This is a genomic window from Desertibaculum subflavum (genome assembly GCA_003576705.1).
GTDB lineage: Bacteria > Pseudomonadota > Alphaproteobacteria > Ferrovibrionales > Ferrovibrionaceae > Desertibaculum > Desertibaculum subflavum.
Genome location: QOZS01000009.1, coordinates 1 through 22,393 on the forward strand (window position 1 = coordinate 1; position 22,393 = coordinate 22,393).

21 protein-coding genes and 1 riboswitch are annotated in these 22,393 nt (G+C 68.9%); of the genes, 13 read left to right on the forward strand and 8 right to left on the reverse strand.

Annotation, left to right across the window (positions count from 1 at the left end):
* Positions 1-121: 121 nt before the first annotated feature.
* The gene (locus tag DT074_RS06395) at positions 122-745 is read right to left on the reverse strand and encodes a TetR/AcrR family transcriptional regulator (protein ID WP_119418996.1); all 624 of its coding nucleotides are present in this window, start codon (positions 743-745) and stop codon (positions 122-124) included.
* A gap of 58 nt (positions 746-803) precedes the next feature.
* On the opposite strand from DT074_RS06395, the gene DT074_RS06400 reads away from it, so the two are divergent.
* Together DT074_RS06400 and DT074_RS06405 are read left to right on the forward strand one after the other, a co-directional pair.
* Complete coding sequence (locus tag DT074_RS06400) at positions 804-1,652, forward strand: TauD/TfdA dioxygenase family protein (protein ID WP_368744490.1); 849 nt, start codon at positions 804-806, stop codon at positions 1,650-1,652.
* A gap of 137 nt (positions 1,653-1,789) precedes the next feature.
* The gene (locus tag DT074_RS06405) at positions 1,790-2,083 is read left to right on the forward strand and encodes a GYD domain-containing protein (protein WP_119418997.1); all 294 of its coding nucleotides are present in this window, start codon (positions 1,790-1,792) and stop codon (positions 2,081-2,083) included.
* Positions 2,084-2,086: 3 nt separating this feature from the next.
* Here the strand turns inward: DT074_RS06405 and DT074_RS06410 are convergent, their stop codons facing one another.
* The gene (locus tag DT074_RS06410) at positions 2,087-3,256 is read right to left on the reverse strand and encodes an alpha-D-ribose 1-methylphosphonate 5-triphosphate diphosphatase (protein WP_162914672.1); all 1,170 of its coding nucleotides are present in this window, start codon (positions 3,254-3,256) and stop codon (positions 2,087-2,089) included.
* Positions 3,257-3,353: 97 nt separating this feature from the next.
* Positions 3,354-3,468, forward strand: a riboswitch (yybP-ykoY riboswitch).
* 94 nt (positions 3,469-3,562) lie between these two features.
* Here DT074_RS06410 and DT074_RS06415 point away from each other — a divergent pair.
* The 3 genes from DT074_RS06415 to DT074_RS06425 are packed head-to-tail and all read left to right on the forward strand — an operon-like array spanning position 3,563 to position 6,925.
* On the forward strand, positions 3,563-4,129 hold the full coding sequence (locus tag DT074_RS06415) for a TMEM165/GDT1 family protein (protein WP_119418999.1): 567 nt from the start codon (positions 3,563-3,565) through the stop codon (positions 4,127-4,129).
* Between the two features lie 31 nt (positions 4,130-4,160).
* Positions 4,161-5,798: a GMC family oxidoreductase gene (locus DT074_RS06420; protein WP_368744492.1), complete on the forward strand. Its 1,638-nt coding sequence runs from the start codon at positions 4,161-4,163 to the stop codon at positions 5,796-5,798.
* A 14-nt stretch (positions 5,799-5,812) separates the two neighbouring features.
* Positions 5,813-6,925: an LLM class flavin-dependent oxidoreductase gene (locus tag DT074_RS06425; RefSeq protein WP_119419001.1), complete on the forward strand. Its 1,113-nt coding sequence runs from the start codon at positions 5,813-5,815 to the stop codon at positions 6,923-6,925.
* Between the two features lie 20 nt (positions 6,926-6,945).
* Here DT074_RS06425 and DT074_RS06430 read toward each other — a convergent pair whose 3' ends face one another.
* Positions 6,946-9,006, reverse strand: a complete 2,061-nt coding sequence (locus DT074_RS06430; RefSeq protein WP_119419002.1) for an ATP-binding protein — start codon at positions 9,004-9,006, stop codon at positions 6,946-6,948.
* A 234-nt stretch (positions 9,007-9,240) separates the two neighbouring features.
* Between DT074_RS06430 and DT074_RS06435 the strand changes: the two genes are divergently transcribed.
* From DT074_RS06435 to DT074_RS06445, 3 genes are read left to right on the forward strand one after another with little or no spacing between them, the layout of a single operon-like run.
* Positions 9,241-10,446 (forward strand): D-alanine--D-alanine ligase family protein, encoded by a 1,206-nt coding sequence (locus tag DT074_RS06435; protein WP_368744493.1) that lies wholly within the window; start codon positions 9,241-9,243, stop codon positions 10,444-10,446.
* Between the two features lie 25 nt (positions 10,447-10,471).
* Complete coding sequence (locus DT074_RS06440; protein ID WP_162914673.1) at positions 10,472-12,862, forward strand: MFS transporter; 2,391 nt, start codon at positions 10,472-10,474, stop codon at positions 12,860-12,862.
* The gene (locus DT074_RS06445; RefSeq protein ID WP_119419004.1) at positions 12,859-14,064 is read left to right on the forward strand and encodes an ABC transporter substrate binding protein; all 1,206 of its coding nucleotides are present in this window, start codon (positions 12,859-12,861) and stop codon (positions 14,062-14,064) included. Before DT074_RS06440 ends, DT074_RS06445 begins: the two co-directional genes overlap by 4 nt.
* 3 nt (positions 14,065-14,067) lie before the next feature.
* Here the strand turns inward: DT074_RS06445 and DT074_RS06450 are convergent, their stop codons facing one another.
* Together DT074_RS06450 and DT074_RS06455 are read right to left on the reverse strand one after the other, a co-directional pair.
* Complete coding sequence (locus DT074_RS06450; RefSeq protein ID WP_119419005.1) at positions 14,068-15,189, reverse strand: alpha/beta hydrolase family protein; 1,122 nt, start codon at positions 15,187-15,189, stop codon at positions 14,068-14,070.
* Between the two features lie 2 nt (positions 15,190-15,191).
* Positions 15,192-15,827, reverse strand: coding sequence for a YfbR-like 5'-deoxynucleotidase (locus DT074_RS06455; RefSeq protein WP_119419006.1), 636 nt, complete (start codon positions 15,825-15,827; stop codon positions 15,192-15,194).
* A gap of 93 nt (positions 15,828-15,920) precedes the next feature.
* Between DT074_RS06455 and DT074_RS06460 the strand changes: the two genes are divergently transcribed.
* Both DT074_RS06460 and DT074_RS06465 read left to right on the forward strand, forming a co-directional pair.
* Positions 15,921-16,718: a phytanoyl-CoA dioxygenase family protein gene (locus tag DT074_RS06460; RefSeq protein ID WP_119419007.1), complete on the forward strand. Its 798-nt coding sequence runs from the start codon at positions 15,921-15,923 to the stop codon at positions 16,716-16,718.
* 140 nt (positions 16,719-16,858) lie between these two features.
* The gene (locus DT074_RS06465) at positions 16,859-18,217 is read left to right on the forward strand and encodes an NAD(P)H-dependent oxidoreductase (protein WP_119419008.1); all 1,359 of its coding nucleotides are present in this window, start codon (positions 16,859-16,861) and stop codon (positions 18,215-18,217) included.
* 17 nt (positions 18,218-18,234) lie between these two features.
* Here DT074_RS06465 and DT074_RS06470 read toward each other — a convergent pair whose 3' ends face one another.
* Complete coding sequence (locus DT074_RS06470) at positions 18,235-18,489, reverse strand: hypothetical protein (protein WP_119419009.1); 255 nt, start codon at positions 18,487-18,489, stop codon at positions 18,235-18,237.
* A 34-nt stretch (positions 18,490-18,523) separates the two neighbouring features.
* Complete coding sequence (locus DT074_RS06475) at positions 18,524-18,793, reverse strand: YMGG-like glycine zipper-containing protein (RefSeq protein WP_368744494.1); 270 nt, start codon at positions 18,791-18,793, stop codon at positions 18,524-18,526.
* A gap of 118 nt (positions 18,794-18,911) precedes the next feature.
* On the opposite strand from DT074_RS06475, the gene DT074_RS06480 reads away from it, so the two are divergent.
* Positions 18,912-19,715 (forward strand): MaoC/PaaZ C-terminal domain-containing protein, encoded by an 804-nt coding sequence (locus DT074_RS06480; protein ID WP_119419010.1) that lies wholly within the window; start codon positions 18,912-18,914, stop codon positions 19,713-19,715.
* An 83-nt stretch (positions 19,716-19,798) separates the two neighbouring features.
* Positions 19,799-20,116: a hypothetical protein gene (locus DT074_RS06485; protein ID WP_162914674.1), complete on the forward strand. Its 318-nt coding sequence runs from the start codon at positions 19,799-19,801 to the stop codon at positions 20,114-20,116.
* On the opposite strand, the gene DT074_RS06490 is transcribed toward DT074_RS06485, so the two are convergent.
* The gene (locus DT074_RS06490; protein WP_119419012.1) at positions 20,085-20,654 is read right to left on the reverse strand and encodes an AAA family ATPase; all 570 of its coding nucleotides are present in this window, start codon (positions 20,652-20,654) and stop codon (positions 20,085-20,087) included. The genes DT074_RS06485 and DT074_RS06490 overlap by 32 nt on opposite strands.
* 129 nt (positions 20,655-20,783) lie before the next feature.
* On the opposite strand from DT074_RS06490, the gene DT074_RS06495 reads away from it, so the two are divergent.
* Positions 20,784-21,857 (forward strand): alkene reductase, encoded by a 1,074-nt coding sequence (locus DT074_RS06495; RefSeq protein WP_368744495.1) that lies wholly within the window; start codon positions 20,784-20,786, stop codon positions 21,855-21,857.
* Positions 21,858-22,393: the final 536 nt, after the last annotated feature.

The window sequence follows — 22,393 nt, forward strand, 5'->3', positions numbered from 1 at the left end:
CCATCGAATAGGGACGTCCCATGCTGGCTGGCCTCCATCCCCAGCCCGCATCTTGAATCACTATTCGAGCCCCTTGGGAATCCCCTGCCGATTCAAGCCAATCTCATCCCGCTCTAGCGGCCTACTCTGCCATCACCAGGCGGAAGGCACGCAGCAGCTCGCCTTCCAGCCGCGGATCGTCGAGCTGCAAAGGGCCCGGCTGGTTGACCAGGGCGTTGACCAGCGTGCCCATCATCATCTGGAAGGCGAAGCGCAGGCGATGCTCCGCCGGCTTGGTCATCCCGCGGCCGCGCTGCTCGGCGAGCGCAGCAACCAGAGCGTCGGCCATCCAGTGGCCGTGGTCGCGGAGCGGCGACCACACGCTTGGATCCTCCATGCTGCGCCGGAGCGCGGAACGCAGCAGGCCCGGCCGGCGGCGGAAATTCTGCACTGCCATCGCCACCATGCGGGCGACCGGATCGCCCGATTGCCGCAGCGCCTCCGGCAGCTGGGCCCGCGCCCGGGTCAGGCGCTCCGCCACCAGGGCGCGGAAGAAGGCGTCCTTGTCGGCGAAGCGGACATAGAAGGCACCGACCGAGCAGCCGGCGGCGGCGGCGATCTCGGCCACCGACAGCGCGTCGAAATCCCGCGTTTCCACCAGCTGGAAACCGGCAGCCACCAGCCGGTCCCGCGTGGCCCGGCTGCGCTGCTGCTTGACCGGCAGCGCGCCTTCGATCTCCCCCGCCGGCACCATCGCGCTTGACATATTATGAATATGAATTCATATTCATTTTAAATCAAGGGCCTTGCGGGAGGAAATGGCGATGAGCGGCAGCGCGATGCAGGTGCGGAAGATGACCGGCGGCTGCGGCGCCGAGATCACCGGCATCGACGTGAAGCGGCTCTCCAACAGCGAGTGGGACGGCGTGCGCAACGCCTTCGCCGAGCACGGCGTGATCTTCTTCCGCGACCAGGAGCTGACGCCGGAGCAGCATCTCGACTTCGCACGCCGCTGGGCGCCGATCGACATCAACCGCTTCTTCACCGCGGTCGACGGCTATCCGGAGATCGCCGAGGTGCGCAAGGAAAAGACGCAGACCAAGAACATCGGCGGCCACTGGCACACCGATCACAGCTACGACCAGGTGCCGGCCATGGGCTCGCTGCTGCTCGCCCGCGAGCTGCCGGAGGAAGGCGGCGACACGCTGTTCGCCAACATGTACCGCGCCTACGAGACGCTGTCGGACGGCCTGAAGAACATGCTGCTGGGCCTGCGCGCCGTGCACTCGTCGCGACATGTGTTCGGCGCCGGCGCCGCCTACAAGGCGACCGATCTCAAGAGCGCGTTCAAGGGCGAAGACCAGGTCGGCGACGCCGTGCACCCGGTGGTGATCCGCCACCCCCTGAGCGGCCGGCCGGCACTCTTCGTCAATGCGTCCTTCACCACCCATTTCGAGGGCTGGTCGGTCGAGGATTCGAAGCCCCTGCTCGAGCATCTCTACCGCCACGCGGCGCGGCCGGAATTCACCTGCCGGTTCCGCTGGGCGCCGGGCTCGCTCGCCTTCTGGGACAACCGCGCCACCTGGCACCTCGCCGTCAACGACTATCAAGGCGAACGCCGCCTGATGCACCGCATCACGGTGGCCGGCTGCGAGCTGCAGGCCGCAGCCTGAAACATTGCGCCTGAACAAAGCGGTTGCGGACCGGGCGGCCGCCGGTCAAGGCTAGCCGCGGCCCAGGGGATCGTTCCGGTCTTAGTGCCTGTACCAGATGTCTTCGGATGCTTCCCGGGCGATAAGGGAGGTACGCCATGACCACCTACATCATGCTCGCCACCTGGACCGAGCAGGGCATCAACGAAGTGAAGGATGCGCCCCGTCGGCTCGACGCCGCCAAACGGCTCCTGCAGGACATGGGGGGCGAGATGAAGGCCTTCTATCTCACCATGGGCGATGTCGACATGGTCGCCGTCTACGAGGCCTCCGACGATGCCGTGGCGGCACGGTTCAGCCTGCAACTCGGCATGCTGGGCAGCGTGCGCACGCGCACGCTGAAGGCTTTCCCCGAAGCGGCGTACCGCGCGATCGTCGCCTCGCTCGGCTGAGCCTCACTCGGCCGCGGCGGCGAGTGCCGCCGGCGCCGACAGGGCAAGCCGGCCGGAGAGATGCGCCGCCCGGCCGGCGACGAACACGCCGGCGATATGCGGCACCGCGCCGCTGTCGTCGATCAGCACCAGGTCGGCGCGGCGGCCGGGCTCGATCACCCCGCGATCGGCCAGGCCGAGGGCGGCGGCCGGCGCCGTGGAGACCAGCCGCCACGCGTCGCCGAGCGGGCAGACGCCGTCCTTGGCGAGGCGGAACGGCGCCAGGTGCAGCGCCGGGTAGTAGTAGTCGGAAGCGAGGATGTCGCAGGCGCCGGCCGCCACCATGTCGGCCGCGCCGGGACAGTTCAGGTGGCTGCCGCCGCGCACCACGTTGGGCGCGCCGAAGATGATGCTATCGCCGGCGCGCCGCGCGCCCGCCGCCGTTTCCTCGGTCATCGGGAACTCGGCGATGCGGACGCCGAGGCCGCGGAAATGGTCGCGCATCGCCGGCCCGGTATCGTCGTGCGAGGCCATGGCGATGCCGGCCGCGCGGGCGAGCCCGGCAAGCCGCGCCACCGCCGCCGGCACCTCGGCCTCCTGCGCCGCGATCGATTCGAGCAGGGCGGCGAAACCCTCCTGGGTCAGTCCCGTTCGCTCGGCATACTTGTTCATCTGCTTGGCGTCGCCGCGCCGGCGCAGCATGGCCGGCGTGTGGTCGTTGAAGGCGAGCAGCGCGACGCGGCCGGCGGCGATCCACGCCTCGACGGTGGCGACCGCGTCGAGATTGTAGGCTTCCCAGCGGACATGCAGCCGCGTGTCGCAGGCGAGCCGCCCCTCGAGCCGCTCCAGCGCGGCAACGAAGTCGACCGCCGTCTCGTTGCTGCGCAGGCCCGGCTCCCACGAGACGGTCAGCGCGTGCAGCGCGGTGGTGATGCCGTTGGCGATCAGCTGGCGATCGGTCTCGACCAGCGCGAGGTCGAGATCGAAGGCGACGCCGGGCCGGGGCATGATCTGCCGCTCGAAGGCATCGCCGTGGATGTCGACGATGCCGGGCAGCGCCAGCAAGCCCGCCGCGTCGACCGCCGCGCCGGAACCGGCACCGATCGCGGCGATGCGGCTGCCCTCGATGGTGATGTCGGCAGGACGGATCGATCCGTCGGGCAGAAGACTACGGCAACCGGCAAGATGCAGCACGGATCGGGCCTCGGCAAAAACGCGAATGCTTCGCTACAGCATCACTGAATCACGCCGATATGTCGATTGCGTGAAGGTGCCGCTTCGGCTAGTTCTGCGCCCGCTCATTGGGGAGTAGCCGCCCTCGACCCGGTTGCCGGAGTTCGGGGGGCCCGCGTCAACACACTTGGCTGCCGATATCGGCGCCATGGCGCAGGCAGGCCGACAGGCTTGGCGAGACCTTTGGCGCATGCAGGGCCGCCCTGGACCGGGCGGGGCCCGCGCATGCTCCAGGGTCGAACCGCCGCCCGGTCCCGCGTGAGTTCCATGCAAGCTTTCCTGCTGTCCACCGGTCTGGTGGCCTTGGCGGAGATGGGCGACAAGACCCAGCTGCTCGCCCTCGTTCTTGCTGCCCGATTCCGCCAGCCGGTCGCGATCGGCACCGGCATCCTGGTCGCCACCCTGGCCAACCACGCGCTGGCCGCCTGGCTCGGCCTGCTCGCCGGCGACTTGCTGGATGGGCCGTGGTTCCGCCTCGTCCTGGCCGCAGGCTTCGTCGCGCTCGGCCTGTGGGCCCTGGTGCCGGATAAGCCTGACGATGTCGGCGCCGGTCGACGGCGGCTCGGCGCCTTCGCCACCACGCTGATCTGCTTCTTCCTGGCCGAAATGGGCGACAAGACGCAAGTCGCGACCGTCGCTCTCGCTGCCCAATTCCAGGTGATGTTCGCCGTGGTCGTCGGCACGACGCTCGGCATGATGCTGGCCAACGCGCCGGCCGTCGCGCTGGGCCAGTTATTTGCGGCCCGCCTGCCGCTCAAGATGCTGAGAGCAGGCGCCGCGGCGGCCTTCATCGGCATCGGCGCCTGGCTCTTCTTCCGGTTGCTGTTTCCGTGACAGAATGGGGCCGGTCGAGGGAGGAACAGGCGTGGAACAGGCGACGACGTTCGGGCAGTTCGACTATGTGATTGTCGGCGCCGGCTCCGCCGGCTGCGTGCTGGCCAACCGCCTCTCGGCCGATCCCGATGTGAAGGTGCTGCTGCTCGAGGCCGGCGGCAAGGACAACTACATCTGGATCCACATCCCCGTCGGCTATCTCTACACGATGAACAATCCCCGCACCGACTGGCAGTTCCAGACCGAGGCGGAGCCCGGGCTGAACGGCCGCGCGCTGAACTATCCGCGCGGCCGCGTGCTGGGCGGCTGCTCGTCGATCAACGGCATGATCTACATGCGCGGCCAGGCGCGCGACTACGATCACTGGCGCCAGCTCGGCAATGTCGGCTGGGCCTGGGACGACGTGCTGCCGCATTTCACCAGGATGGAGGATTTCGCGCACGGCGCCGACGAGATGCACGGCGCGGGCGGCGAATGGCGGGTGGAGGAGCAGCGCCTCTCCTGGGAGATCCTCGACGCGTTCCGCGAGGCGGCGGCGGAAATCGGCATCCCGAAGACCGACGACTTCAACCGCGGCAACAACGAGGGCTGCGGCTATTTCCAGGTGAACCAGCGGCGCGGCGTGCGCTGGAACGCCGCGCGCGCCTTCCTGCGCCCGATCGCCAACCGGCCGAACCTCGCCATCCTCACCCATGCGCAGACCGAGCGGCTGCAGGTGAAGGGCAGCCGCGTCACCGGCGTGGAGTTCCGGCGCAGTGGCGGCCGGCTCGAACTCGCCGAGGCCAGGGGCGAGGTGATCCTCGCCGCCGGCGCCATCGGCTCGCCGCAGATCCTGCAGCTTTCCGGCATCGGCCCAGGCGACGTGCTCGCCGATCACGACATCAAGGTCGTGCGCGACGTGCCCGGCATCGGCCGCAACCTGCAGGACCATCTGCAGATGCGGCTGATCTACAAGGTCAGCGGCGTGAAGACCTTGAACGAGCGCGCCAACCGCCTGATCGGCAAGATGGGCATGGGCCTGGAATACGCGCTGTTCAAGCGCGGGCCGATGACCATGGCGCCGTCGCAGCTCGGCTGCTTCGCCAAGAGCGATCCCGCGCGCGACACGCCGAACCTGGAATACCACGTGCAGCCTCTGAGTCTGGAGAAGTTCGGCGAGCCGCTGCATCCCTTCCCGGCCTTCACCGCGTCGGTGTGCAACCTGCGGCCGGAGAGCCGCGGCACGGTGACGATCCGCAGCGCCGATCCGCGCGCCAAGCCGGTGATCAGGCCGAACTACCTGGCGACGCCGGAGGACAAACAGGTCGCCGCCGATGCCATCCGCCTGACCCGGCGTATCGTCGCCGCGCCGGCGCTGCAACGCTTCCGGCCCGACGAGTTCAAGCCCGGCGCGCAGTTCCAGACGGCGGACGACCTCGCCCGCGCCGCCGGCGATATTGGCACCACCATCTTCCATCCCGTCGGCACCTGCCGCATGGGCAGCGACCCGCAAGGCGTAGTGGACGAGCGGCTGCGCCTGCGCGGGCTCGAGGGCCTGCGGGTGATCGACGCCTCGGTGATGCCGACCATCACCTCGGGCAATACCAACGCGCCGACCATGATGATCGCCGAGAAGGGCGCCGAGATGATCCGCGCCGACCGCCGCGCGACCTCGGCACGGGCGGCTTGAGGAGGAAAGCACCGATGCGCCTTGGCCTGTTCCTGATGCCGTTCCACCACCACGAGCGGCCGGTCTGGCAGGCGCTGGAGGAGGACCGCCAGTCGATCATCCTGGCCGACCGGCTGGGCTATGCCGAAGCCTGGATAGGCGAGCATTTCACCTCCGCCTCGGAGCCGGTCACCAACCCGCTGATGTTCTGCGCCACCCTGCTGCCGGAAACCAAGCAGATCGTGTTCGGCACCGGCGTGATCAACCTGCCGCAGCGCCATCCGGTGCAGGTGGCGGCCGAGGCGGCGATGTTCGACCACCTGTCGCGCGGCCGCTTCATCATGGGCGTCGGACCCGGTGGCCTCGCCTCCGACATGGAAGTCATGGCGACCTCGGCCGATCCGGCAGCCCGGCCGAAAGTGACGCGCGAGGCGATCGAGATCATCCTGCAGCTCTGGCGGCAGAACGCGCCCTGGCGCTTCGACCAGGGGCATTTCCGTTTCACGCTGGAGGAAGCAGTGTGGCCGCAATACGGCGTCGGCCAGGTGATCCGCCCCTACCAGCAGCCGCATCCGCCCATCGCGCTGTCACTGGTGACGCCGAATTCGGAGAGCGCGGTCGAGGCGGGAAAGCGCGGCTGGATTCCGGTCACCGGCAACTTCTCGCATTACCGCCATGCGACCAGCCATTGGCAGGGCTATGCCCGCGGCGCGGCCGAGGCGGGTCATCCGGCCGACCCTTCGATCTGGCGCGTCGCCCGCTCGATCTTGGTGACGGAGAGCGACGCCGAGGCCGACGACTATCTCGCCGACCAGGGCAATGCGCTGCATCACTACTGGAGCTTCTTCCATTTCAGCGCCCAGGCCGGCGGCCGCGGCCTCAACCTCTACAAACCGGACTCGGCGATCCCCGATGCGGATTACACGGTGGACCGGCTGAAGCGCGCCGTCACCATCATAGGTTCCCCTAAGCGCGTCATGGACCAGCTCGTCGCCATGACCGATGTGATCGGACCGTTCGGCACGCTGCTGCTCGCCGGTCACGAATGGGACAAGCCGGCGCTGTGGCGGCGCTCGCTCGAGCTGATGGCGGCCGAGGTCGCCCCTCGCCTCGGCCAGCACATGCGCGCCCGCCTGGCGGCGGAATAGCGAAGGTCGACGCGACGCGTTCAACCGACCACGCGATCCGCCGGCAGTACGACGCGCACCGTGGTGCCGGCGCCGACCGCACTCTCGATCTCCAATCGGCCGCCATGCTGCTCGGTCATCGCCTTGGTCAAGGTCAGGCCGAGACCGGTGCCTTCATAGCGACGGTCGAGCCCGCTATCCACCTGCACGAACGGCTCGGTCACGCGGGGGATGTCCTCGGCCGCGATGCCGATGCCGGTATCGGCGACGGCGAACTCGATTTCACCGCTCGCCAGCAGGCCGACGGTCGCTTCGACGCGTCCGCCGGCCGTGGTGAACTTGATGGCGTTGGACAGCAGATTGATCAGGATCTGCTTCATCTTGCGCTCGTCGCCGCGGATCGCCTTCAGGCCGGGCGCGATGTCGCTGTTCAGCGCAATGCCGCCCTCCTCCGCGCGCTCCGCCACGATGCGCACGCAAGCCCGCATGACGCGGGCCAAGTCGATCACCTCATCGGCAAGATCGGCCTTGCCGCTTTCGATCTTCGACAGGTCGAGGATGTCGTTGATCAGGCGCAGCAGGTGCGAGCCGCTGTCGTGGATGTCGTTGATGTATTCGCGGTACTTGCCGTCGCCGAGCGGGCCGAAGGCCTCCTCCCGCATCATTTCCGAGAAGCCGATGATGGCGTTGAGCGGCGTGCGCAGCTCGTGGCTGACATTGGCAAGGAAGTCGGTCTTGGCGCGGTTCACCGCGGCGAGCTCGAGATTGGCCTGCTTCAGGCGGGTCGCATCCAGGATGATGCCATCCCAGACGACCGAGCCGTCCGGCTGCAGGCTCGGCTTGGCGATGGCATGGGTCCAGCGCTGCTTGCCGTCGCGGGTGATGATCTGCGCCTCGACATCCCACATGCGGAGCTCGCGCGAGGCCTGGATCAGGTTATCCCGGAAATCGCGGCTGTAATCGGGGCCATGGCAGGCGAACAGCACGCGCGGATCGGCCAGCACCTCCTCCGGGGAGACGCCGAACATGTCGCGCGTGCCTTCGCTGATATAGGTGTAGCGGATGTCGCCGTCCGGGCGCACCACCCGCTGGTAGATCACGCCCGGCAGGTTCTCGGCGAGCGAAGCGAGACGCTCGTTGGCGGCGTTGAGCGCCTCGTCCTTGCGGTGACGCTCGATCGCGATCGCGGCGATGGCGCCGAAGCCGTCAAGCAGGGCGAGTTCCGCCTCGCCGGGCATCCGCGCCTCAGCCGAGAATACGGCGATGACGCCGACCGCATCGCCCGCCTGGTCGAGCACCGGCTGTGCCCAGCAGGCGCGCAGACCTTCGGCGGCGACGGCATGGCCCAGCGCCGACGACCACTCCTCGGTGGCCAGGTCGGCGATCAGTATGGGCGCGCCGCGTAGCGCGGCGGCGCTGAGCGGCGTGGTCGGGCAGGCCAAAGCCTCGCTGTCGAGGCAGGCGGCCAGCCGGTCGCCGATGCCGCGCGCGGCGACCGGCACGAGGCGGCCCGACACCGGATCCAGCAGCGCCGCCATCGGAACCGCACCGACGATCTGCTCTTCCAACAATTCGACGACACGATCCAGCGTCCGGGCGATGCCGGCGCCCCTGGCGATCAGCGTGAGAACCGCATTCTGCGCCGCCAGCAAACCGGCTGCCGGCACAAGCGGCGGCGCGAGGGTGGTGCCGTCCGGCACCGGCGCCACCAGCAAGGCGCGGTGCCCAAGCGCGGAGCGCAATGCGCGGTAGCGGCAGCGTGGCTTGGCGCCGCCGGCCAGCACGGGCTCGGACCAGATCTCGACCACGTCCTCGCCCTGCTCGGCCCGGCGGCGGAAGGCGGCGAGCCGCCGCCGGGTGACCGGCGAAACCTCGCTCCCCGCCACTTCATCGATATCGCGCCGGGCGCCCTGCCAGAGGCCGGACGCCGCGGCATTGGTCCAGATCACCGTGGCGGCGTCGCAATCCCAGATCCAGAGCGGATCGGGCAGGCGTTCCAGCGCCTCCAGCACGGCCTGGTCCAGGCGCGCCGCGCCAAGTCTGGAGACCGTAACCGGCCGCGCCTCGGCAGAAGACCCCGCTCTGGTATCTGCACCTGACATATCTACGCCTCAAAGTTTATTTTCAGCGCCGATAAGTATAAATCTGCCTACATTCTCCCAATAAAATGTAGACGTCTCGGCAACTCCGCCGGAACATAGCTGCCGCGTGTTAATCGAGAGTTAGACCGATTGGACTAAAAAGGCGCCCGGATTGCCTAGGCATTTAAATCAAATTTAGGGACTTGCTCGCATTTTCTTGAACATGTCTCGTCAGCGTTAATCAAACGGATGGCCGTGCTCGACCTTCTCCCCTCGACCAACGCGCATGCCCGGATGGCCGGCGCCGCCGCCACCCCGCCGACCGTCGAGCAGCTCGAAAGCATCATCGAGCGGCTGGCCTCGCGCCTGCGCATCGGCGTGGTTTTCGGCGGCGACAAGTCGGTCGAAGGCGCGGTGATCAACCAGGCCGCCAATCCGCGCTCGTGGAAGAGCTACGAGGTGGTGGCGAACGACATCGCCGCCGCGCTCGGCCGGCTCGGCTTCCGCCATGTCGGCCTGTTCCCGGACGATATGCGCCTCGGCGAGCAGATGCGCGAGGGCGAGATCCAGCTCGCCTGGCTCAATACCGGCGGCGTGCAGGGCTACGACCCGATGGCGCATGCCCCGGCGATGATGGAGCTGTTCGGCATTCCCTATATCGGCCACGACCCGCTGACCGTGGGCACGCTGGACAACAAGCACGCCTTCAAGCGCGACCTCGTCTGCCTCGGCCTGCCGACCGCCCCCTTCATCACCTGGCACCTGGCGCGCGGGCCGTTCCGGCCGCAGGTCAACAGCCGCTTCGCCCGCGCCTTCAAGGACCATTGGGGCCCCTATCTGGTGAAGCCGGTCTCCGGCCGGGCCTCGCTGCACGTGCATGTGGTGGACGACGTGGCCGATCTGCCCGAGATCGTCGCCGAGGTCTACCACGCGACCCAGAACCACGTGCTGATCGAGGCCTTCCTGCCGGGCCGCGAGTTCTGCATCGCCGCCTCCGGGCCGATCACCGCGCGCGGCGGCCACCTGATGCGCCGGTCGGAGCCCTTTGTGTTCTCGCCGGTCGAACGCGTGCTGCAGACCGACGAGCGCTTCGCCGCCTCGATGGATGTGCGGCCGATCACCCAGGACCGCGTACGCGCCCTCGACCCGACGCAGGACTTCGCGACCATCGCCCAGCTGAACGAGATCGGCCGGCAGGTCTATCTCGACTTCCATCTGGAATCGCTGATCCGCCTCGACCTGCGCGCCGACGCCGCCGGCAAGCTGCACATCCTCGAGGCCAATCCCAAGCCCGACCTGAAATTTCCGACCGGGCAGACCACCAACCTGATCTGCGCCGGCCTGCCCGCCTACGGCATGAGCTACGACGACCTCATCCTATCCCTGCTCGCCACCCGTCTGGATTTCCTGCTCACCTACAGGCCCGCCCTGATGCAGCGCGTACAGGCGCTGCTCGACTGACCCGAGCCGCTGGAGAACAAGAATAATGAGCGCACCGGAAACGCTTGGGCGACGGTTCGGCTACGGCCTCACCATGCTCTTGGTCAGCGGCTTCTCGCTGATGCTGCTGCTCTATGTCGGCTATGGCGAGGCGCGGCGCACCTACCAGAATTTCCATCTGGAGAAGCTGGCGGCGCAGGGCCGCCTGGTGCAGAGCGCGATGGAAAGCTATCTGCGCGACGGCCTGCCGCTCAGGCAATATGTCGGCTTCACGACCCTCGCCGGGCCGCTGGTCGACGGCGACGACGCCGTGGCCACCATGGCCGTCTACGACCAATGGGGCCGCCGCGCCTTCGTCGCCGGCGACGCCTCGCTGAACCTGCTGCCCGCAGGCGAGAATGACGGCACGACACATACCGGCTTCGAGCTGCGCGAAGACGAGCGCTATTTCCAGGTCGTGCTGCCGCTGCGCAGCCGCTTCGAGACGGTCGGCTGGCTCACCATCGACATGCCGCGCCGCATGGTATCGCATCGCCTCGACCAGGCCTTCCGCGTGCCGATCGCGGTGATGGCGGCGCTGTCGATCGGCTTTGCCGTGTTCGTCGTGATGATCGGCGCCGACCGGCTGCAAGGCCGCCTCAAATGGCTGCATCTCGCCTATGCCGCGACCTTCCTCACCATGGCCGGCGTCATCATCGGCACGCTGGTCTCGCTCTATTCCGAGGGCGCGCAGGCGAAGTCGCAGGCGCTCGCCAATTCGCTCGGCCAGCGGCTCAAGGACATCGTCGAATACAATCTCCGGCTGGACGACTTCGTCGGCCTCGACCGCCTGTTCGCCGATTATCGCCGGTTGAACACCGACATCTCGAGCGCCGGGCTCACCGTCAACGACGTGGTGACGGCACACACGAAGTCGGACCTGGTCGGCAAGCCCTGGGTCAGCGAACGGCAGACCTACGAATACGCCATCGATCTGACGCCGCCGGGCCATCCGACGCATATCCGCGTCGCGGTGGCGCTGCCGGCCGAGGTGGTCTCGCATGCGGTGGTGCGCAGCGTGAAGAACTTCGCCGCGCTGTTCGTCGCCTGTGCCTTCCTTGCGGGCTTGTTCCTGCAGATCGCCGGTACCCTGCAGCAGGCACGGCTGAACGCGGGTTCCACCATCGAGGAGACGATCGATCGCCTCGGCAACGACACCGCGCTGAATCTGGTGCGCCCGGTCTTCTTCGTCGCGGTGTTCCTCGAGCACCTGACCTATTCGTTCCTGCCGCAATTCGTGCACAAGGTGGCTTCCGCCTCGGCGCTGCCGGCCGGCCTCGCCTCGGCGCCGTTCATGGTCTACTACGTCTGCTTCGCGCTGACCCTGATTCCGGCCGGGCACCTCTCGCCGCGGGTCGGCCCGCGCGCGCTGGTCTATGGCGGCCTGATGCTCGCCGCCGGCGGCCTGATCACCCTCGCCTTGCCGCTCGACTACTGGTTCGTCACCGCGGCGCGCGCGCTCGCTGGCATCGGCCAGGGCATGCTGTTCATCGGCGTGCAATCCTACATCCTGGCCGTCGCCTCGCCGGAGCGGCGCACCCAGGCCGCCGGCATCATCGTGTTCGGCTTCCAGGGCGGCATGATCTCCGGCACCGCCATCGGCTCGCTGCTGGTGATCTATATGGGGCCGGAAGGCGTGTTCAGCCTCGCCGCCACCATCGCCATCGTCATCGCCTTCTACACCGTCTTCGTGGTGCCGCCGGCGGCGCGCGCCGTCCAGGTGGATGACGGGCTGCGCGGCGCGCTCCGCGATCTCGGCCGCGACATCCGCGAGGTATGGCGCTCGGCCGAGTTCCTGAAGACCATGTTCCTGATCGGCATCCCGGCCAAGGCGGTGCTGACCGGCATCGTGGTCTTCGCGTTGCCGCTCCTGCTCGCGCAGAAGAACTATCCGCAGGAGGATATCGGCCAGATCATCATGCTCTATGCCGTCGGCGTGCTGCTCGCCAGCGCCTATGCCTCGCGCTTCGTCGACCGCGTCGGCCGCACCGCGCGCGTGCTGTTCTGGGGCTCGATCGGCAGCGGCATGGGCCTCTTGGTCATCGGCCTGATCGACTGGCTGCCGCTCGGCTCGCTGCAGATCCAGACCGAGCTCCTGGTCGCCGGCGTCATCGCGGTCGGCATCGCGCACGGGCTGATCAACGCGCCGGTCGTCACCCATGTCGCCGATCTCGAGCTCGCGAGCCGCATAGGCGTCAACTCCGCCACCGCCACCTACCGCTTCCTCGAGCGCATCGGCCACGCCGCCGGGCCGATCGTGGTGGCGCAGCTGTTCTTCTTCGGCGGCCAGAGCACGGTGGTCGTCGCCTGGCTCGGCGCCGTCATCATCCTGCTCGGCGTGCTGTTCATGATCCGCTTCGAACCGACGCCGCCGAGCCGCGAGAGGGCGCCGGCATGACGGCACGCCGTCTGCTGCCGCTCTCCCGCCGCGCGCTGCTCGGCGCGCTCGCCGCCGGCGCCTGCAGCCGCTTCGCTCCGGCCTTCGCCGCCGATGCGGTGCCCACCTGGTTCCGCCTCGACCGCAAGGCAGAGGAAGCCTGGGCGGTGACCCCTGTCGCCGGCGACCCGCTGCGAATGGAGATCCGCCGCCGCGACGCCGCGGGCCGGCCGGCCAGAACGCGGGTGCTGGTGCTCTATCCGCGCCCCTCCTCGGCCTACGACGTCGCCATCAGCAAGATCCTCGACGTGTTCGGCGAGAAGGACATCGACGCCGCCTTCACCGCCGTCAACTTCAAGATCGACGACGCGCGCGGCAAGGCGGCGCTGGCGCTGGCCGAGCGCGAGGGCTTCGGGCTGATCTTCTCCATGGGCTCGGAATCCACCGCCTGGGCGTTCGAGAATTACCGCGGCGGCCGCCTGCCGGTGGTCTCGGTCTGCTCCAAGGACCCCGTGCAGCTCGGCCAGATGGCGGGGTACGACGCCGGCAGCGGCAGCAACTTCGCCTTCACCTCGCTCAACATGCAGATCGAGGCGCAGCTCGCCTACCTGATGGAGCTGAAGCCGCGCCTGCGCAATCTCGGCATCCTGGTCGATTCGAAGAATGTCAGCGCCGTGCAGACCCAGGCCGAGCCGATGGCGCGGCTGGCGGCGCAGCGCGGCATCCAGGTGCTGACCTTGGCCGTCAAGGAACCGGCCCGCGCCGCGGAGGAGCTCGCCGCGCTCGTGCCGGCGGCGGTCGCGACCATGCGCAAGAGCGATGTCGATCTCGGCAATTCGGCCTTCGTCATCACCGGCAGCACGGCGGTGTTCAAGGAGATCGCCACCATCAATGCCCATGCCGACCGCGTGCCGGTGCTGAGCATGGTGCCCGAAGTGGTGGCGCCGGGCGACGACAGCGCGGTGCTGTCGATCGGCATCAGCTTCGAGAGCAACGCGCATCTTGCCGCGATCTACGGCGCCGATGTGCTGCGCGGCCGGGTGAAGGCGGGCGATTTCAAGGTCGGCATCGTTTCGCCACCCGACATCGCCATCAACTTCCGCAAGGCGCGCGAGATCGGCCTGAAGATACCGTTCCGCTTCTTCGAAAGCGCGAGCTTCGTCTACGACTACGAGGGTCGCGCGGTACGGGCCAACGGCCGGTCGGTCGCCTGGGCGCGTTAGAGTTCAGTCGATCCGCCGCACCTGGCCGCGCACCGATAGGCCGTCGCTGATCCGCGTCCACAGCACGTCGAGCCCGCCATCCAGCCGCCGCGTGAACTCGAGCCGCGCCTGGCCGGGATCATCGAAGATCAGCTTGCCCGCCCCGTCGATGCGGCCATGGCGCAGGCGATGGCCGGGCGCGTCCTCCGGCTCGCGGAACTGCGCCGACCAGGCATAGGTGGCGGTGACGCTATTGGCCGTGGCGCTCTGCACGATCAGCATCATCTGCCGGCCCTGCACGTACCAGCCGAACCAGCGGCCGGCGAAGGGCCTGGCCGGCCCCGGCAGCTGGCGCGCCGGCACGGCCCCGGCCGGCAGCGCGAAATCGCCCGCCGCCGGACGCGACGGTCCGAGCGGACAGGCGAAGCCGTTCGGAACCTTCGCCATCTCGACGAAATCGCGGATGCAGTCTTCATAGGCACGGGCGAAGGCAAGCGTGCGCGCCACGCCGTGGCCTTCGAGCCCGGGCCGACGGTCGATCATCGCATGGGGAACGCCGCGCGCCGTCAGGATCTTGGCGATGTGCCGCCCCCGCCCGCCAGGATCGTAAGGATCGTTTTGGAAGAAGAACGACATCACCCGCGTCCGGCTGATGCCTTCGGCCAGCGCATAGAGCCGGTCGGCATTCAGCTTCCAGTTCGGCGAGGTCTTGGCCTCGCCAAACGCCGCCGGCGCGGTGGCGACGATGGCATGGAACAGGCCGGGACGCCGCACCGCCGCGAAATAGGAGATCCAGCCGCCGAAGCTCTGACCGACCGAGACGAGACGCGGGTAGCCCTGCGCCTTCAGCCCCTCGGCCTGGGCGATCAGGGCGAGCGTCGACGCCTCCTCGCTGTCGGCCGCGCCGCTGCGGTTGAGGCGGAACACGTCCCACCCGGCATCGCGCAAGGCGTCGAGGAAGAACGGCGTGTCGCCTTCGACGTCGCGGCCATCGGCCTCCTTGCCGTGGTTCCAGATCACCGCGCCCTTGGCCGCCGCCGGCCCGAGCAGCGGCTTGTCGTAGCCCGGCAGCAGGTCGAACTGCGCCCGTGCCGGCCCGAGGCCGAGCCAGAGCGCGAACAGGATCAGGGGTACCAGCCGGCGCATGGTCAGGCGGAGGCCGCGCGCGCGCGTTCCGGCAGGCCGAGCCCGCGCACGCGGACCAGCCGCTCGAGCGCGCGGAAGCGCTTCAGATACGCCTCCCGCGCCGTCTCCGGCGCCTGCGCGACGAGGCGGCAGGCCGGCGCCTCGCCGCGGAATCCGAAGATGCGCCGCGCCTCAGCCTCGGTGAATCCGGCGAGCTGGGTCGCTTCCAGGAAGGCGGCCACGTGATCGGCCTCCTTGATCCGCCGCATCCATTGTGCGGGCGGATGCGCCGGCAGGCCGAAACGCAGGAACACCGCCGCCTCGACCCGCTTCTCCAGCGCCTTGTAGACATCGCCGATCGCCGCCTTGAACGGCGTGATCAGGTCCGAGGTCACATATTCGCTGGCATCGTGCAGCAGGGCGGCAAGGCGGAGTCCCGGCGGCGCCTCGCCGCCGACCAAGTCGACCACCAGCAGCGAATGCTGCGCGACCGAGAAGCCGTGCTCCCCCACCGTCTGCCCATTCCAGCGGGCGACCCGCGACAGGCCGAGCGCCACGTCCTCGATCTCGACATCGAGGGGCGAGGGGTCGAGCAGGTCGAGCCGTCGTCCGGACAGCATGCGCTGCCAGGCGCGGGCGGGTGGGGCGGCGCCGGCCATGCCCCGACCTATAGCATGACGGCCGGCCGGCAGAAGCGCCCCGGCGGAGCCATTCGTGGTAAACTCCGCCGGCCGAAAGAATGGGAGGATTCCATGCGGCTGAACGACCAGCAGATGGCGGCGTTCGAGAGCGACGGCTACGTCTTCCTGCCCGGCCTGTTCGATGCGGAAGAAGTCGGCGCCCTGATGGGCGAGGTGCCCGGCATCCTGTCGCAGCAACGCCAGGAAGTGGTGCGCGAGAAGAACAGCGCGCCGCGCACCGCCTTCGCCGCGCATCTCTGGAACGAGGCTTTCGGCCTGCTCGCCCGCCACCCACGGTTGATCGGGCCGGCCATGCAGATGTTGGGCGGGCCGGTCTACATGCATCAGTTCAAGATCAACGCCAAGGTCGCCTTCGACGGCGACGTCTGGCAATGGCACCAGGATTACGGCACCTGGGCCGAGGACGACCTGATGCCGGAGCCGAAGGCGATGAACCTCGCCGTCTATCTCGACGACGTGACCGAGTTCAACGGCCCGCTGATGCTGATCCCCGGCAGCCACCGTCACGGCAAGATCGAGGCCGGACATGACACCGCCACCACCTCCTATCCGCTCTGGACCATCGACAACGCGACCATCGACCAGCTGGTCGCCCGCGGCGGCATCGTGGCGCCGAAGGGAAAGGCGGGCTCCGCCCTCTTCTTCTCCTCGTTGCTGGTGCACGGCTCGGCGCCCAACATGTCGCCCTGGAACCGCACCGCCGTCTACATCTCGGCCAACCGGGTCGACAACGCGATCCGCCGCTTCAAGCGCCCGGAATGGATCGCCCATCGCGACTTCACGCCGATCACCCCGCTCGACGACGACTGCCTCCGCACCTACGCCCGCCGCAAGGTACGCGCCGCTTAGATTCTACCACGGAGGACACGGAGGACTCGGAGGCACGCGGAGGATTTGTCGGGCTGCCGAAGGCAGCCCAGTTGTAACTTTTCTCCGTGTGCCTCCGAGTCCTCCGTGCTCTCCGTGGTGAAGACTTCGGAGACGAAACGATGAACCTGCATAGGAAGCTGCTCGAGCGGGAAGCGGCCGGCAAGCCGATCGGCATCGGCCTGATCGGGGCGGGCAAGTTCGGCTCCATGTTCCTGGCGCAGGTGCGCCGAACCCGCGGCATGCATCTCGTCGGCATCGCCGACCTCGCGCCCGCGCGCGCCGCCGAGAACCTCGCCCGCATCGGCTGGCCGAGGGAAGCCTATGCGGCGCCGAGCCTGGATGCGGCGGCGAAGACCGGCGCGACGCATCTGACCGAGGACGCGGCGGCGCTGATCCGCCATCCGGCAATCGAGGTGGTGATCGACGCGACCGGCAGCCCGACGGCCGGCATCGCGCATGCGCTGATGGCCTGCGCCGAGAAGAAGCACATCGTCATGGTCAATGTGGAGGCCGATGTGCTTGCCGGGCCCTACCTCGCCGAGGAGGCGCGCAAGGCCGGCATCGTCTATTCGCTGGCCTACGGCGACCAGCCGGCGCTGGTCTGCGAAATGGTCGACTGGGCGCGCGCTTCGGGCTTCGAAGTGGTGGCCGCCGGCAAGGGCACCAAATACCTGCCGGCCTATCACGCCTCGACGCCGGAGACGGTCTGGCCGCATTACGGCCTGACGCCGGAACGCGCGGCCGAAGCCGGCATGAACCCGCAGATGTTCAACTCCTTCCTCGACGGCACCAAGTCGGCGATCGAGATGACGGCGATCGCCAATGCGGCCGGGCTCGCGGCGCCGGCGGATGGCCTGCTCTTCCCGCCTTGCGGGGTCGACGACCTGCCGCGCGTGCTGAGGCCGGCCGCGGCGGGCGGCGTGCTGGAACGCAAGGGCATGGTCGAGGTGGTGTCGTCGCTGGAGCGCGACGGCCGCCCCGTCTTCCGCGATCTGCGCTGGGGCGTCTATGTGGTGTTCGAGGCTGGCGATGCCTATGTCGAGCGCTGCTTCGCCGAATACGGCCTGGTCACCGATCCGTCAGGCCGCTACGCCGCCATGTACAAGCCCTATCACCTGATCGGGCTCGAGCTCGGCATCAGCGTGGCGAGCGCCGCGCTGCGGTGCGAGCCGACCGGCGCGCCGTCCGGCTTCCGCGCCGATGCCGTCGCAATCGCCAAGCGCGACCTGAAGCCCGGCGAGATGCTGGACGGCGAAGGCGGCTATACGGTCTGGGGCCGGATCATGCCGGCGGCGGCGAGCCTGGCGGCCGAGGCGCTGCCGATCGGCCTCGCCCACAAGGTGCCGGTGACGCGCGGCGTCAAGGCCGGCGATGTGGTGCGCTGGTCCGACGTGCGGCTGGATCCGGATATGGAAGCGGTGCGCATCCGCCGTACCATGGCGGCGACGGCACGGCCCAATCTTGCGGCGGCCCAATAGGCAGTCAGGCCCGGCAGTCAGGCTCCGCGTGGCCGGGCGACGATGCGGTCTCGTTCGGCGATGACCGTCTCCTCCGCCGGTTCCGCACCGGTGCCGAGAAAGGCAATCAACAGATCGAGCAGAATCAGGATGACCGCGCTGCAGCCCGAGATCAGGGCCAGCACGAAGATCGCCTCGGCCCCGCGCGCGCCTTCGGCGCTGAACCCGGCGACAACCGCGACCACGGTCGAAAGCGAAAGCAGCAACAGGCCGAGGCCGCAGCTCAACAGCATCCTCGCCTCCCTTGAGGCAGCGTGGCCCGCGCGATCAGCGCCATACCGGCTCGCCCAGATTGACATCCTTGTCGTCGGTGACGGCACCCGTGGTGCCGCCGATCGCACCGCCGATCAGCGCGCCCGGGATCGCGCCGATGCCGCCGAAGGCGAGGCCGATCGCGCCGCCCGTCGCGGCGCCGATCGCCGCACCGCCGCCGGCCCGATCCGCCGGCCGCTCGGAGGTGCCGCAACCCCATAGCGCGCCGGACAGAATCAACAGCCCAACGCCCGTCGCCAATTGCCTCACCGCGCTACGCTGCATCGCTCGCCATCCCCGATTTGCGTTCCGCTGACAAACGCGGAAGGGCAAAGTTGGTTCCCGCTTGAGGGAAGTCGTACCGCATGTTCCTTCTACGTCGATCCGGCACCGATCCTGCGCAATGAGCGACATTTCATCTTTCGCCGGCTGGCTCGAGCGGCCGCCGGGCACGATCTTCCCGCAACGGACGGGCAGCCTGACCGCGGCGGCGCAGGCCCGCCAGCACGCGGCCTGCGACCTGCCCGCCAGCCTGTCCGCAGGGGATCTGGATCCCACATTGCTCGGCCAGGACATGGTTCTGATGGCGAGCGCCGCGGGTCTCGCCGTCGACGGGCGCGTGCATCTGGCACACCGCATCGTCCAGCGCGCCCCGCTCCGGATCGACGCCGGCTACCGGATCGGCGGCAGCATCGAACGGTTGGTGCCGGTCCCGCGCGGCCATGAGGTCGAGATCAGCGCCGCTGCCGAGCCGGCGCTGCACGCCATGCCGATCATGCTTGCCGCGACCTATCTGTTGCCCGGATTGGCGCCCTCCGGCCCGGCCGCGCCTGCAAGCGAGGCATCCACCGCGCCGGTGACGGCGGCAACGACGCTCGGCCGGCTCGACCTCACCCCTGAGCGGGTGATGAGCTACTCGGCCGATGTCGGCAACCTGCTGCATTTCGATCCGGCCTTCGCCGCCGCGCGCGGCTTCCGCGCCCCGATCGCGCAAGGGTTGATGCTCGTCACAGCCTTCCTCGGCGCGCTCGCCCGCGCCCGAGGCGCGGTACCGGAACGCTTCGAGCTGACCGCCCGGTTCCGCCGCCCCACTTTCTGGGACGACCGGCTGGAGTTCCATCTGGACGACGAGCGCTGGTGCTGCATCGCGGCCGACGGCCGGATTCTGGTCGACGGCAAGTTCAGCCCCGCCGAGGCGCCCAGTTAGATGCAACGCGCGCGCCGCGCCGCGCGTTGGAGCGTTCTCGGCCGCTAGAACCAGAATGGCCGGGTTCGCGAAGAGGTGCGGTCATGCGCTGGCGCGACGAACTCAGATCCAATCCTCTACTGGGCTTCATGGCGGCCCATCTCGCCGCCGGCATCGCTGTCGGGTGGGCCGCGCTCGGCCTGCTGCTCTGGCTCGATATCGGGGGGCTCTTCAGTCTGATCGCCGCCGATCATTCCGGCTGGGTCGCGGTGACGATGCTGATGCTGGTCTTCGCCATCACCTTCGGCGGCGCCGCCATGGGCAGCGCGATCATGGACCTGGGTCGCCAGGAGCCGGCCGGCCGCGATCCGCCGCGCGGCCGCCTCGCCCTCAGGCCGCTGCGCGCCGCCGGCCGCCGGTAGTTGCGGCTCCGAGCAGCACCAGCGCGGTCGCGAGCGCCGCCAGGCCCGATGGCGCTGCGACCGGCGTGACGGTGAGGTCGGCGAAGCGCCCGGCCAGCTCATAGACACCGTCCTCGCGCACGCCGTCATCGGGGCCGAGGGCGACCTGGCCGTGCCACGTTCCGGCCGCGAGATCGAGCACGATGAAGTCGTCGGCGAAACGGTCATTCGCGTCCTTGACGTCAGTCCGCTTGCCGAACAGCGCATCCGCCTCGTCGAACAGCAGCGTGACGTCGCCGGTGCCGATCCGGTTAAACAGCAGGCCCAGGTTCTTCTCGGTCTCGCCGATATACTTGCCGACCACCTGGCCGAGATCGACGCGGAACAGGTCCTGGCCGGTCAGCAGGATGCCGGCGAAGAATCCGTCGTCGCTGCCGAGATAGGCGTGATGGGCCGTGAAAGTCACGCTGATCTCTGCCGATTGCGCCGGCGCGGCCTGCAGGGCGAGGCAGGCCGCACTCCAGGCAGCGAGCCGGATCGAAGCGCGCGCGAAAGGCATGATGACGCTTCCTCGCCCGTTGGGGTCGCCTCAGCAGACACCAAAGCGCTTGCCCGGTCCATCGCGGCACCGCGCGGCGCGCCGGGCGGCTATGCTGCCGCCGGCGGAAAGTTTGGGGGGGCCGGCGACTTGCACCTGTTCACACCGTTCCGGCTGGGCTCGCTCCAGCTGCCCAACCGGGTGATCATGGCGCCGATGACGCGAAGCCGCGGCGGCGCCGGCTGCGTGCCCTCGCCGCTGGCCGGGACCTATTACGCCCAGCGTGCCTCGGCCGGCTTCATCGTCACCGAGGCGACGCATGTCTCGGCCCAGAGCGCGACCACGCCCGGCTCTGTCGGCATCTACAGCGCAGCCCAGGTCGAAGGCTGGCGCGGCGTGACGGCGGCGGTGCATGCGGCGGGTGGGCGCATCTTCCTGCAGCTCTGGCATGTCGGGCGGATCGCGCATGCAACGGAAGCATTGCCGGTCGCGCCCTCCGCCATCGCCGCGCGGGCGGAGCGCCGGACCGCCGGCGGTGAGATGCGGCCCCTGCCGGTGCCGCGGGCATTGGCAATCGACGAGATCGCCGGCATCGTCGCGCAATACGGGACGGCCGCGGCCCATGCGCGCGCCGCCGGCTTCGACGGCGTCGAGATCCACGCCGCCAACGGCTTCCTGATCGACCAGTTCCTGCGCGACGGCAGCAACCGGCGCGACGACCGCTATGGCGGCGCCGCCGCCAACCGCGCGCGCTTCCTGATCGAGATCGCGGCTGCGGTGGCCGGCGCGATCGACGCCGAGCGGATGGGCGTGCGCCTCTCGCCCACTTCCAGCTTCAACGACATGCAGGACAGCGACCCCGCCGCCACCTTCGGCACCGCTGTCACCCTGCTGAACGAGTTGCGGCCGGCCTACCTGCACGTCGTGGAAGCACTGCCCGGGCATGCCATGGCGCCGCCGCCGGGCACGGCACGGGTCGCGCCCGAGCTGCGCCGGCTGTTTGGAGGACCATTGGTGCTGAACGGCGGCCATGACCGCGCCACGGCGGAGGCGGCGATCGCGGCAGGCGAAGCCGACCTCGTCTCCTTCGCCGTCAAGTTCCTGGCCAATCCCGACCTGCCGGAACGCCTGCGCCGCGACGCGCCGCTCAACCCGGCCAACCCGGCGACCTTCTATGGCGGCGGTGCGGAGGGCTACACGGACTATCCGCCGCTGCCGGAATAGCCGGTACGGCGAGCCGATTGAAGCCGCCGCGGTCTATCGCCAATTTGAAAATTGCATTTTGAAAGAATTATTGATATTATCCAACGATGTTTCTCTCATGGAACAGGATCGGGCGGGCTGCGTCCGCGGCCCCTTGCGCGTTTCGGGAGCGCAACAATCGGCCGCGGCCGGCGCAAGGGCGGTCCCATTCTCGCGGAACAGACGCGCCGCGGAACAGATGCGCCGCAACTTGCAGAAGCCGGCGCGTGGCCGAGGGACGGGGGAACAGATGCGCCGCGGAACGGATGCGCCGCGCCTGGGAAGCCGGCGCCCTTGCGTGGGGGCTACCTCCGAGAAAGCCCGCCGCGGAACAAATGCGCCGCATCTTGCAGAAGCTCATGCTTGGCGGATGGCCGAGGGACGGGGGAATGAGGGGGAACGGATGCGCCGCACCTGGGAAACCGGCGCCCTTCCGTGCGGACCACGTCCGAGAAAGCCCGCTGCGGAACAGATGCGCCGCGAGGGAGGGGTCGAAAGACGGAACAGATGCGCCGCGC